At 44.2% G+C, this 12,671-nt stretch carries 9 protein-coding genes and 1 tRNA gene; all 10 read right to left on the bottom strand.

Annotation, left to right across the window (positions count from 1 at the left end):
- Positions 1 to 10: 10 nt before the first annotated feature.
- A complete protein-coding gene (gene rpoC / locus ACRD7A_RS07445; protein WP_430810506.1) occupies positions 11 to 4,285 on the bottom strand; it encodes a DNA-directed RNA polymerase subunit beta' in 4,275 nt (1,424 codons plus the stop codon).
- Positions 4,286 to 4,366: 81 nt separating this feature from the next.
- A complete protein-coding gene (rpoB, locus tag ACRD7A_RS07450; protein ID WP_430810507.1) occupies positions 4,367 to 8,176 on the bottom strand; it encodes a DNA-directed RNA polymerase subunit beta in 3,810 nt (1,269 codons plus the stop codon).
- A gap of 102 nt (positions 8,177 to 8,278) precedes the next feature.
- A complete protein-coding gene (gene rplL / locus ACRD7A_RS07455) occupies positions 8,279 to 8,653 on the bottom strand; it encodes a 50S ribosomal protein L7/L12 (protein WP_430810508.1) in 375 nt (124 codons plus the stop codon).
- A gap of 33 nt (positions 8,654 to 8,686) precedes the next feature.
- Complete coding sequence (rplJ, locus tag ACRD7A_RS07460) at positions 8,687 to 9,205, bottom strand: 50S ribosomal protein L10 (protein WP_430810509.1); 519 nt, start codon at positions 9,203 to 9,205, stop codon at positions 8,687 to 8,689.
- A gap of 28 nt (positions 9,206 to 9,233) precedes the next feature.
- On the bottom strand, positions 9,234 to 9,929 hold the full coding sequence (gene rplA, locus ACRD7A_RS07465) for a 50S ribosomal protein L1 (protein WP_430810510.1): 696 nt from the start codon (positions 9,927 to 9,929) through the stop codon (positions 9,234 to 9,236).
- A gap of 19 nt (positions 9,930 to 9,948) precedes the next feature.
- Entirely contained in the window at positions 9,949 to 10,392 is a 444-nt protein-coding gene (gene rplK, locus ACRD7A_RS07470; protein ID WP_430810511.1) for a 50S ribosomal protein L11, read from the bottom strand.
- A gap of 105 nt (positions 10,393 to 10,497) precedes the next feature.
- Positions 10,498 to 11,043, bottom strand: a complete 546-nt coding sequence (gene nusG, locus ACRD7A_RS07475) for a transcription termination/antitermination protein NusG (protein WP_430810512.1) — start codon at positions 11,041 to 11,043, stop codon at positions 10,498 to 10,500.
- A gap of 23 nt (positions 11,044 to 11,066) precedes the next feature.
- Positions 11,067 to 11,261 (bottom strand): preprotein translocase subunit SecE, encoded by a 195-nt coding sequence (gene secE, locus ACRD7A_RS07480; RefSeq protein WP_430810513.1) that lies wholly within the window; start codon positions 11,259 to 11,261, stop codon positions 11,067 to 11,069.
- Positions 11,262 to 11,319: 58 nt separating this feature from the next.
- Positions 11,320 to 11,392: transfer RNA gene (locus tag ACRD7A_RS07485), tRNA-Trp, on the bottom strand.
- Positions 11,393 to 11,440: 48 nt separating this feature from the next.
- Positions 11,441 to 12,628 carry an elongation factor Tu gene (gene tuf, locus ACRD7A_RS07490; RefSeq protein WP_430810514.1) on the bottom strand — a complete coding sequence of 396 codons (1,188 nt, stop codon included), beginning with the start codon at positions 12,626 to 12,628 and terminating at the stop codon, positions 11,441 to 11,443.
- Positions 12,629 to 12,671: the final 43 nt, after the last annotated feature.

The following is a 12,671-nucleotide window of genomic DNA, read 5'->3' on the forward strand; positions in this document are numbered from 1 at the left end:
TTCAGTGTATTTATTCTACTTCTTCGCTGGCAGCTTGCTTGCTAACCAGGTTATCGTACTCGGCTTTGGAGCCAACCACTACTTTGGTGAAGTTGCGTACACCGGTACCGGCAGGAATTAAGTGACCACAGATCACATTTTCCTTCAGGCCTTCAAGCTTATCAACTTTACCCTGAATGGCTGCTTCATTAAGCACTTTTGTTGTTTCCTGGAAGGACGCTGCCGACATAAAGCTCTTGGTTTGCAGTGCGGCACGTGTGATTCCTTGCAGCACCTGACCCGATGTTGCAGGAATGGCTTCGCGCGCGGTAACCAGCTTAAGGTCACGACGTTTTAGCTGCGAGTTTTCATCGCGTAAACGACGTGCGGTGATAATCATACCTGCTTTCAATGTCGATGAATCACCGGCATCTTCCACAACTTTCTTACCCCAAATATTGTCGTTTTCTTCCATGAATTCAACCTTATCCACGATTTGTTTCTCTAGGAACTTAGTATCACCCGGATCCGCAATATCTACCTTACGCATCATCTGACGTACGATGATCTCAAAGTGCTTATCGTTGATCTTCACACCCTGCAAGCGATATACATCTTGTACTTCGTTTACAATGTATTCCTGAACAGCGGTAGGCCCTTTAATACTCAAAATATCATTTGGCGTTGTTGCTCCGTCAGACAATGGGGTACCGGCCCGTACGTAGTCGTTCTCCTGAACCAGGATCTGCTTCGATAGAGAAACCAGGTACTTCTTCACATCACCGGCTTTGGTAGTTACGATAATCTCGCGGTTACCCCGCTTGATCTTACCGAATGTTACCTCTCCATCCACCTCAGAAACCACAGCAGGGTTACTTGGGTTACGAGCTTCGAACAACTCAGTTACACGCGGCAGACCCCCGGTAATATCGCCTGCTTTACCAACAGCACGCGGGATCTTAGCCAAAATCTGACCTTGCTCAACAGCATCACCTTCATCAACTGCCATGTGAGCTCCCACCGGTAAGTTGTAGTTTTTCAACACCTCACCATCGGCACTTACCACACGTAAGCCAGCGTTCTTAGTCTTATCACGCGTTTCAGTTACTACCTTCTCGCGGAATCCGGTCTGCTCATCTGACTCTTCCTTATAGGTAACGCCATCGATCATATTTTCGAAAGCCACTTTACCCTTTTTCTCAGAAATAATCAGTGCGTTATATGGATCCCACTCACAAATCACATCATCCTTCTTGATCTCGGCACCGTTCTTAATGAACAGCTTCGCACCGTAAGGAATTGGGTGTGTTGTTAAGGATATATTTGTGTTTTTATCAACAATGCGTAATTCTGCCAGACGACCAATTACCACATCCACGTCTTCTCCTTCATCAGTTTTTGACGGAACGGTACGCAATTCATCGATCTCTACGATACCATCGTACTTGGCAAAGATTTTGTTCTCCGAAGTGATGTTACCAGCAGTACCCCCTACGTGGAAAGTACGAAGAGTAAGCTGTGTACCCGGCTCACCAATCGACTGAGCAGCAATAACACCCACAGACTCACCCAACTGAACCATGCGTCCGGTAGCCAGGTTACGACCATAACACTTGGCACAAACACCTTTTTTGGACTCACAAGTCAGCACCGAGCGAATCTCAACACGCTCAATTGGCGAATCATTAACAATGCGGGCTTCTGTCTCACTGAATTCCTGACCTGACTTGATAATCAACTCGCCAGTATTGGGGTGGTAAATATCATGTACCGACACACGCCCCAGGATACGCTCGTACAAGGAAGCCACAATCTCTTCGTTGTTCTTGATATCTGTTGCCGTAAGTCCGCGCAAAGTACCACAGTCCTCTTCCAGAATGACAACATCCTGCGATACATCTACCAGACGACGTGTCAGGTAACCCGCATCCGCTGTTTTCAGGGCGGTATCCGCAAGACCCTTACGGGCACCGTGGGTAGAAATAAAGTACTCCAGTACCGACAGACCCTCTTTAAAGTTCGAGAGAATTGGGTTTTCAATAATCTGACCCCCTTCAGCACCCGCTTTTTGCGGCTTGGCCATCAGACCCCTCATACCTGATAACTGACGAATCTGCTCTTTCGAACCCCTCGCACCGGAATCAAGCATCATATATACAGAGTTAAACCCTTGATTATCGGTACTAATCTGATTCATCAGTGTTTGAGTCAGACGGGCATTAACATGCGTCCAGATATCGATAATCTGATTGTAACGTTCGTTGTTGGTGATGAAACCCATATTATAGTTATTCATCACTTCAGCAGCCTCGTCATAACCTTCCTGAACCAGTGTTTCCTTCTCTTTCGGTATGATCACATCACCTAAGTTAAAGGACAATCCACCTTCGAAGGCCATACGATAACCTAAGTTCTTAATTGCATCAAGGAAAGCTGCTGTCTTGGGTGTACCGCACACTTTGTGAACATCTCCAATAATGTCACGCAATGCTTTCTTAGTCAGTACACTATTAATATAACCAGCTTCGCGCGGCACAAACTCGTTAAAAAGGATACGACCTACTGTGGTCTCAATCACTTTTTCTACGATTTCGCCCTGCTCATCTGTATCAAAAGTCTTCACCTTTACGATGGCATGCAAGTCGGCACGCTTCTCGTTATAAGCGATCTTTGTTTCCGCAGGTGAATAGAACATTAGCCCTTCACCCTTGGCTCCTTCACGGGCTTTGGTCATGTAGTACAGACCCAGCACCATATCCTGCGATGGCACGGTAATCGGTGCACCGTTGGCAGGGTTCAATATATTTTGAGATGCCAGCATCAGCATCTGTGCTTCTAGTATAGCGGCATTGCCTAAAGGCAAGTGAACAGCCATCTGGTCACCATCGAAGTCGGCGTTAAACGCGGCACAGGCAAGCGGGTGTAACTGAATGGCTTTTCCCTCGATCAGTTTCGGCTGGAAAGCCTGAATACCTAAACGGTGAAGCGTAGGAGCACGGTTCAGCAGTACCGGGTGTCCTTTCAATACATTTTCAAGTATATCCCATACTACCGGATCCTTACGATCCACAATCTTCTTGGCTGATTTTACCGTTTTTACAACCCCCCGCTCAATAAGCTTACGGATTACAAAAGGCTTATACAGCTCTGCGGCCATATCCTTTGGCAGACCACACTCGTGCATGTTTAACTCAGGGCCCACAACAATTACCGAACGTGCTGAATAGTCAACACGCTTACCCAACAGGTTCTGACGGAAACGTCCTTGCTTACCTTTCAAGCTATCGCTCAAAGATTTCAATGGACGGTTAGAATCTGTTTTAACGGCATTTGATTTACGTGAGTTATCAAACAGTGAATCCACCGACTCCTGGAGCATACGCTTCTCGTTACGCAGGATTACTTCAGGTGCTTTGATCTCGATTAATCGCTTCAAACGGTTGTTACGAATAATCACACGACGGTAAAGGTCGTTAAGATCAGAAGTGGCAAAACGGCCACCATCAAGCGGCACCAAAGGACGCAGTTCAGGCGGAATAACGGGTACCACCTTCACCACCATCCACTCAGGACGGTTAATTCCTTGTGAATCGCGGAAAGACTCCACTACGTTCAAACGCTTCAGCGCTTCATTCTTACGCTGCTGCGATGTTTCGGTGTTGGCCTTATGACGCAGATCATAAGATAAAGAATCCAAATCAAGGCGCCCCAGCAACATATGCAAGGCCTCGGCACCCATTTTGGCGATGAACTTATTGGGATCATCATCATCGAGGTGCTGGTTTTCTTTAGGAAGCGTCTCCAGAATATCCAGGTACTCTTCTTCAGTTAAGAAATCCATTTTGTTGATACCATCCTCGGCTTTCACACCCGCATTAATTACAACATAACGCTCATAATAAATGATGGTATCAAGTTTTTTTGTTGGCAAACCTAATAGGTAACCAATTTTGTTGGGCAACGATTTAAAATACCAAATATGGGCTACGGGCACCACCAATGATATATGACCCATACGCTCGCGACGTACCTTCTTCTCTGTTACTTCAACACCACAACGGTCGCAAACGATACCGCGGTAACGGATACGCTTATATTTACCACAATGACACTCATAATCCTTTACAGGACCGAAAATACGCTCACAGAATAATCCGTCGCGCTCGGGTTTGTATGTGCGGTAATTTATTGTTTCGGGCTTCAAAACCTCACCACTCGACATCTCCAGAATCTCTTCAGGAGAAGCTAAGCCAATAGTGATTTTATTGAAGCTGCTTTTTTGTTTCTGATCTCTTCTAAATGCCATATAGCGTAGAGTATTATTGTAAATTATATAATATGGTTATCAAGCGGATACCCCAGGGGGTAATCCGCTTCGATCAGACTATTAATCAAGGTTCACACTTAGTCCAAGACCTCTCATCTCGTGAAGCAGCACGTTCAGCGACTCGGGAATACCCGGCTGTGGCAGTCCGTCACCCTTCACAATTGACTCATACGCCTTGGCTCTACCGATCACGTCATCCGACTTCACCGTCAGGATCTCCTGCAGGATATTAGCGGCACCAAAGGCCTCTAATGCCCATACCTCCATCTCACCAAAACGCTGACCACCAAACTGAGCTTTACCACCCAAGGGCTGCTGCGTAATTAATGAGTAAGGACCAATGGAACGGGCGTGCATCTTATCTTCCACCATGTGACCCAGCTTCAACATGTAGATTACACCCACAGTTGCAGGCTGGTGGAAACGCTCACCGGTACCGCCGTCGTACAAATAAGTACGTCCGTAACGTGGTATGCCGGCATCGTCGGTCCATTTGTTCATGTCATCCATGGTAGCACCGTCGAAAATTGGCGTTGCAAACTTAACACCAAGCTTCAAACCAGCCCATCCCAATACGGTTTCGTAAATCTGTCCCAAGTTCATACGCGATGGTACACCCAGTGGGTTCAAACAGATATCAACCGGTGTTCCGTCTTCAAGGAAAGGCATATCTTCCTGACGCACAATACGCGACACAATACCCTTGTTACCGTGACGCCCTGCCATCTTATCACCTACGGTAATCTTCCGTTTCTTGGCAATATATACTTTGGCAAGCTGTACGATACCAGCAGGAAGCTCATCACCAATCGTAACATTGTACTTCTGGCGTTTTTCTTTGGCTTCCAACTCCTTGTACTTCATCCGGTAGTTGTGAATTACCCTTGCGATAAGCTCATTCTTATCTTTATCGGTAGTCCACTTATTCGGATTTACATTTATATAATCAATCTCGTTCAGAATTTTCTGAGTAAACTTGGTTCCTTTAGAAACCACGTCAACCTCATAATAATCCTTCACACCCTGAGAAGTTTTACCATTCACCTGGCTGAAGAGCTTGTCAACCAAACGGCCTTTCAACTCCTCTGTAGCCCTGATGAAATCCTCATCGATCTTGGCGATCTGACTCTTCTCAGAAGTACGAGACTTACGATCTTTAACAATACGCGAGAACAGCTTCTTGTCGATTACCACACCCTTTAATGAAGGTGAGGCTTTCAGCGAAGCATCTTTTACATCACCCGCCTTTTCACCAAAAATGGCACGCAGTAATTTCTCTTCCGGCGTAGGATCACTCTCGCCTTTGGGTGTAATCTTACCAATAAGGATATCACCCGGTGTTACGTGGGCGCCAATACGAATCAAACCATTTTCATCAAGATCCTTGGTCGCTTCCTCACTCACATTAGGTATATCAGAAGTTAACTCTTCCATACCCCGCTTGGTGTCGCGTACTTCCAACGAATACTCATCAATGTGTACCGAAGTAAATACATCGTCGCGTACCACTTTCTCAGAAATTACGATGGCGTCCTCAAAGTTATAACCTTTCCAGGGCATGAATGCCACCTTCAGGTTACGACCCAGCCCAAGCTCACCTTTCTCGGTGGAATAACCCTCAGTCATAATCATACCCTTAGTAACACGCTGTCCTTTGGTCACCAAAGGCTTAATGTCGATACAGGTATTCTGGTTCGTTTTCTGATATTTGACAATTGGATAACGCTTTGTCTCGCCATCAAAGCTCACGAAACGCTCATCGTCAGTATAATCGTAACGGATTACAATCTCATCAGCATCCACGTATTCCACCACACCGTCGCCTTCAGCAACAATATGCGTACGAGAATCCTCAATCAGCTTACCTTCCAATCCGGTACCCACAATCGGCGATTCAGGACGTAACAAAGGTACGGCCTGACGCATCATGTTCGATCCCATCAGTGCACGGTTAGCATCATCGTGCTCAAGGAAAGGAATTAATGAAGCGGCAACCGAAGCAATCTGGTTAGGTGCCACATCCATCATGTGTACCTCGCCGGGCTCTACTACGGGGAAATCACCCTCTTCACGTGCTTTCACACGATCATTTACGAACTTACCTTCGGCATCGAGCGGCGCGTTGGCCTGGGCAATTATCTTCGACTCCTCTTCCTCAGCGGTCAGATATGATACGCCTTCATTAGACAATTCAACCTGTCCCTCAGTCACCTTACGGTAAGGCGTTTCGATAAATCCTAGATCATTAATTTTTGCATATACACACAGCGAAGAAATCAAACCAATGTTTGGACCTTCCGGTGTTTCAATCGGACACAAACGACCATAGTGCGTATAGTGAACGTCACGCACCTCAAAACCGGCACGCTCACGCGACAGACCACCCGGTCCGAGTGCCGACATACGACGCTTGTGCGTAATCTCAGCCAATGGGTTGGTTTGATCCATGAACTGAGAAAGGGCGTTAGTTCCAAAGAAACTATTAATAACCGACGACAAGGTCTTGCTATTAATCAGATCGATGGGTGTAAACACCTCATTGTCGCGTACATTCATTCGCTCGCGAATGGTACGGGCCATACGGGCTAAACCTACGCCAAACTGATTGGCCATTTGTTCACCTACGGTTCTTACACGACGGTTACTTAAGTGGTCAATATCATCAACATCGGTCTTAGAATTAATCAACTGGATCAAATGCTTGATGATGGCGATAATATCTTCGCGCGTCAGCACTTTATTTTCCCAGTCGGTACTTAGGTTCAATTTTTTATTCAGTCGGTAGCGACCTACTTCTCCAAGATCATATCGTTTATCGGAGAAGAAAAGCTTATCGATCACGTCGCGCGCTGTTGCCTCATCAGGTGGCTCAGCATTCCGCAATTGTCGATAGATGTGAACTACGGCTTCTTTTTCGGAGTTACAAGGGTCCTTCTGTAACGTATTATAAATAATGGCGAAATCAGAAAGGTTTTGGTTCTCTTTGTGAAGAAGAATTGTTTTTGCTCCGGAGTCAATAATTTCCTCAACATGTTCATCGGTGATTACGGTCTCACGATCGATAATAACTTCGTTACGCTCGATCGACACCACTTCACCTGTATCCTCATCCACGAAATCCTCAATCCAGCTCTTTAGAACACGAGCAGCCAGCTTACGGCCAACTACTTTTTTAAGGCTTGCTTTATTAACTTTAATTTCGTCGGCCAAATCAAAAATGGCCAAAATATCTTTGTCGCCTTCGTAACCAATGGCTCTCAACAATGTTGTCACAGGTAATTTTTTCTTCCTGTCGATGTAAGCATACATCACACTGTTGATATCGGTAGCAAATTCAATCCATGACCCTTTGAAAGGGATGATACGTGCAGAGTATAATTTTGTACCGTTGGCGTGTACACTTTGCCCAAAGAATACCCCGGGCGAACGGTGTAACTGGCTTACCACAACGCGCTCAGCGCCATTAATGATAAAACTACCCTTATCGGTCATGTAAGGAATAGTGCCCAGATATACGTCTTGTACTACGGTATCGAAGTCCTCATGTTCAGGATCGGTACAATATAACTTTAACTTGGCTTTTAGAGGCACGCTATAGGTTAAACCTCTTTCTATGCACTCTGGAATGGTGTAACGGGCAGGATCGATCGAGAAGTCAAGAAACTCAAGTACAAAATTGTTTCTTGTATCCGTGATGGGAAAATTCTCGTTGAAAACCTGATACAGCCCCTCCAATGTCCGCTCTTCAGGGGTTGTACCCATCTGAAAAAATTCGCGGAAAGATTTTAATTGAACCTCCAGTAAATCAGGGTAATTCAACCTATTCTGGATGGTAGCAAAACTAATCCTTTCTGTAGTATTTGGAGTCATCTATCAACTTATTTATTGAACCTAAAATATAAAAGCACAAAAAGGTTTAGGAGCCCCGTTGTGTGGGGTTCCTAAACCGGAAATCCTTATATAGGACTAAAATTACTTAAGTTCAACTTCTGCTCCCGCTTCTTCTAATTGAGATTTTAATGCTTCAGCCTCTTCCTTAGTAACTTTCTCCTTCAATGCAGTTGGAGCTTTGTCAACTAATTCCTTAGCTTCTTTCAGACCAACGCCAGTCATTTCTTTTACTAACTTAACGATAGCTAATTTAGAACCACCAGCAGCGTTTAAGATTACGTCAAACTCAGTTTGTTCAGCAGCAGCAGCTTCGCCACCAGCAGCAGGACCAGCAACAGCTACAGCAGCAGCAGCAGGTTCGATACCGTACTCTTCTTTTAATACTTCAGCAAGTTCGTTAACTTCTTTAACAGTTAAATTTACTAACTCTTCTGCAAGCTTTTTGATATCAGCCATTTTTCTATTTATTAAATATTGTTTGTACTTTTTTTATTCTTTTTCTGCTAAGGTTTGTAATAAACCATGTATTGTTGAACCTCCTGATTGAAGCGCAGAAACAACATTCTTCATTGGAGATTGTAGTAATCCGATAACATCGCCAAGTAACTCATCCTTCGACTTGATATTGCAAAGCGTTTCAAGTTGATCAGCACCTACATACAATGATTCCTCAACGTAAGCACCTTTCAGTGTTGGCTTGTCATTCTTTTTTGAGAATTCCTTGATTAATCTTGCAGGAACGTTACCGGTGTTTGAAAACATTACGGCTGTTGTTCCTTTCAAAACAGGATACATCTCATCATAGTCGCCTTCCAGCTGCTCCAGAGCCTTTTTGAGAATGGTATTTTTTACCATTAACATTTTAACTTCCTGGTTGTAGCAGGCACGACGCAGATTACTGCTCGCTTCTGAATTTAAACCGCCGGCTTCTGTTACATAGAAGTGGCTGTACTCATTCAGATTTGTCAACAGTTCGTTGACCAGTGTACTTTTATCTTCTTTTCTCATGATTCCTTCGTCTTTTAAAGATTAAAAATTAAGCATCAACCGATTTAGGTTCAATGCGAATACCAGGACTCATAGTACTAGAAAGACTAACACTCTTTACGTAAGTTCCTTTAGCAGCAGAAGGTTTCAACTTCATAATTGTGCTCATAAATTCCTTTACGTTGTCAACGATCTTATCTTCGGTAAACGACACTTTACCGATTGAGGTATGAACAATACCGTAGCGATCCACTTTAAAGTCGATCTTACCCGCTTTCACTTCGTTTACAGCTTTAGCGATGTCCATGGTAACCGTACCACTCTTAGGGTTTGGCATCAGGCCGCGAGGACCTAAGATACGCCCTAAAGCACCTACTTTAGCCATAACGCTAGGCATTGTTATGATCACGTCCACATCGGTCCATCCACCTTTGATTTTCTCAATGTATTCGTCTAATCCAACGTGATCGGCACCTGCAGCTTTTGCCTCTTCTTCCTTGTCAGGAGTACACATTACAAGAACGCGTGTTTCCTTACCAGTTCCGTGGGGCAACGTTACTACACCTCTTACCATTTGATTGGCCTTACGAGGATCAACTCCCAGGCGCACATCAACATCCACAGAGGCATCAAATTTGGTAGTGGTAATTTCCTTTACCAATTTTGCTGCTTCCTCAATGGTGTATTGCTTTGAGGTGTCGATTTTTTCTAACGCTAACTTTTTATTTTTTGTTAGTTTTGTCATTTTCGCAAAAAGGTCTTAATTAGTTACTACCAGGGAATTCACCACTGACGGTTACTCCCATACTCCGGGCGGTACCGGCGATCATCCTCATTGCAGATTCTACAGTAAAACAATTCAAGTCAGCCATCTTATCTTCAGCAATCGCTCTTACCTGTTCCCAGGTAACGGAACCCACTTTCTTGCGGTTTGGCTCTGCTGAACCTCCCTTAAGCTTAGCTGCTTCCATTAATTGAACGGCTGCTGGTGGTGTTTTAATAACGAAGTCGAAAGACTTGTCTTTGTACACCGAGATAACCACAGGTAGTACCTTACCGGCTTTTTCCTGTGTTCTGCCATTGAATTGCTTACAGAATTCCATAATGTTCACCCCTTTGGCACCTAATGCGGGTCCTACCGGAGGTGAAGGATTTGCTGCACCACCTTTAATCTGAAGTTTGATAAAGGTTTCTACTTCTTTAGCCATTGTAGCAATTCGTATTTATTAATAAATATAGTTTAGCAGAAAAAAGTTTTATTACTTGTAAATGCAAACCCGAGGGTTCACACGGAAGCGATTCTTACTAAGTAACTATTCTTTCTCTACCTGCATAAAACTCAATTCCAATGGTGTCTTTCTTCCAAAGATCTTCACCATCACTTTTAATTTCTTCTTCTCTTCGTTGACATCTTCAATCAAACCGTTGAATCCGTTGAAAGGTCCGTCAATTACTTTGATCGTTTCACCCACGATGAATGATACATCCAATTCCTCATCGTTTTCGCTCAACTCATCTACCTTACCTAAAATGCGGTTTACTTCCGAAGGACGCAAAGGCACGGGTGTGTCATCATTATCATTTAAGAAACCGATGACGTTGGGTATATTGCGCAGGATATGCGGTATTTCACCAACCATAGCAGCTTCCACCAACACATAACCTGGCAGGTAAGGACGCTCCTTACTCACCTTTTTACCGTTACGAATTTGGTAAACCTTCTCCGTGGGTATTAATACCTGGCTTACGTAATCGGTCAGTTTCAAACCGGCGATTTCGCTCTCCACATATTCCTTAACTTTCTTCTCTTTTCCTCCGATTGCACGGAGAACATACCATTTCTTTGTGACTTCAGCCATTATATGAGCGTCCTAAATTTTGTTTAGTAAAGGGCTTCGTATACCTTTTCCAAAATGTTATCAAACGAATAATCCATTGCAAAAACGACCCCTGCAATAATCAACGAGGCAATCATCACTACAATGGCGCTATTGGTCAACTCCGACCAGCTAGGCCACGAAGTTTTATTCACCAATTCGTTTTGTACATCCTTGAAATATGAAGTTATTTTATTCATAGTGCTTGTCATTAGTTTGCCGTCTTTAAAAAAATATTATCTAAAACCGACTTTTTAGCACGGGAGGAGCGACTCGAACGCCCGACACCTGGTTTTGGAGACCAGTGCTCTACCAACTGAGCTACACCCGTAAAATAACCGGAGGCAACACCTCCGGTTATGTATATTCTAATCAGTGATTAGTCAAGAATTTCAGTTACCTGACCCGCACCTACTGTACGACCACCTTCGCGGATTGCGAAACGTAAACCTTTGTTCAAGGCTACAGGGTAGATCAAGTCTACAGAAATAGTTACGTTATCACCAGGCATTACCATTTCAGTTCCTTCTGGAAGTGTAATCTCACCAGTTACGTCAAGCGTACGCAGGTAGAACTGAGGACGGTACTTATTGTGGAAAGGAGTGTGACGACCACCTTCTTCTTTCTTCAATACATAGATCTCACCTTTAAACTTAGAGTGAGGAGTGATTGAACCTGGCTTAGCCAATACCATACCACGCTTGATCTCTTTTTTGTCGATACCGCGCAATAACAGACCTACGTTATCACCAGCTTCACCGCGATCAAGAATCTTACGGAACATCTCAACACCAGTACATACAGTCTTTTTACCTTCAGCACCAAGACCGATGATCTGCATTTCTTCACCTGAGTTGATTACACCAGTTTCGATACGACCCGTAGCTACAGTACCACGACCAGTAATCGAGAACACGTCCTCAACAGGCATCAAGAAATCTTTTTCAACATCACGTGGAGGAAGTGGAATCCACTCATCAACAGCGGCCATCAGTTCCATTACTTTTTCAACCCACTTTTCCTCGCCATTCAGTGCACCAAGAGCAGAACCCATGATTACTGGAGAATCATCACCTTCAAACTCGTAAAAGCTTAACAGATCACGAACTTCCATCTCAACAAGCTCAAGTAGCTCTTCGTCGTCTACCATATCAACTTTGTTCAGGAATACAACGATCTTAGGAACGTTTACCTGACGACAAAGTAGGATGTGCTCGCGAGTCTGTGGCATAGGACCATCAGTAGCAGCACATACAAGGATAGCACCGTCCATCTGAGCAGCACCAGTTACCATGTTCTTCACGTAGTCGGCGTGACCTGGACAGTCAACGTGCGCATAGTGACGGTTTTCTGTTTGATACTCCACGTGAGAAGTATTAATAGTAATACCCCTTTCTTTCTCCTCAGGAGCATTATCAATCGTATCGAAATCTCTCAACTCAGAAAGACCTTTTGATGCCAATACCGTAGTAATTGCAGCAGTCAAGGTAGTTTTACCGTGGTCAACGTGACCGATGGTTCCGATATTAACGTGAGGCTTCGTTCTTACAAATGTTTCTTTAGCCATAACTCGAAAAATTAGACAATTAGATATAAATTAAATCTTAGTA

The sequence above is a fragment of the Carboxylicivirga longa genome, from assembly GCF_050589825.1.
In the GTDB taxonomy this organism is placed as follows: domain Bacteria; phylum Bacteroidota; class Bacteroidia; order Bacteroidales; family Marinilabiliaceae; genus Carboxylicivirga; species Carboxylicivirga longa.

Bases quoted from the DNA above. Each gene is read 5' to 3' on its own strand.
- nusG (WP_430810512.1), bottom strand. From the start codon at position 11,043: ATGGCTGAAGTCACAAAGAAATGGTATGTTCTCCGTGCAATCGGAGGA.
- rpoC (WP_430810506.1), bottom strand. From the start codon at position 4,285: ATGGCATTTAGAAGAGATCAGAAACAAAAAAGCAGCTTCAATAAAATC.
- rplJ (WP_430810509.1), bottom strand. From the start codon at position 9,205: ATGAGAAAAGAAGATAAAAGTACACTGGTCAACGAACTGTTGACAAAT.
- rplA (WP_430810510.1), bottom strand. From the start codon at position 9,929: ATGACAAAACTAACAAAAAATAAAAAGTTAGCGTTAGAAAAAATCGAC.
- secE (WP_430810513.1), bottom strand. From the start codon at position 11,261: ATGAATAAAATAACTTCATATTTCAAGGATGTACAAAACGAATTGGTG.
- rplK (WP_430810511.1), bottom strand. From the start codon at position 10,392: ATGGCTAAAGAAGTAGAAACCTTTATCAAACTTCAGATTAAAGGTGGT.
- tuf (WP_430810514.1), bottom strand. From the start codon at position 12,628: ATGGCTAAAGAAACATTTGTAAGAACGAAGCCTCACGTTAATATCGGA.
- rplL (WP_430810508.1), bottom strand. From the start codon at position 8,653: ATGGCTGATATCAAAAAGCTTGCAGAAGAGTTAGTAAATTTAACTGTT.
- rpoB (WP_430810507.1), bottom strand. From the start codon at position 8,176: ATGACTCCAAATACTACAGAAAGGATTAGTTTTGCTACCATCCAGAAT.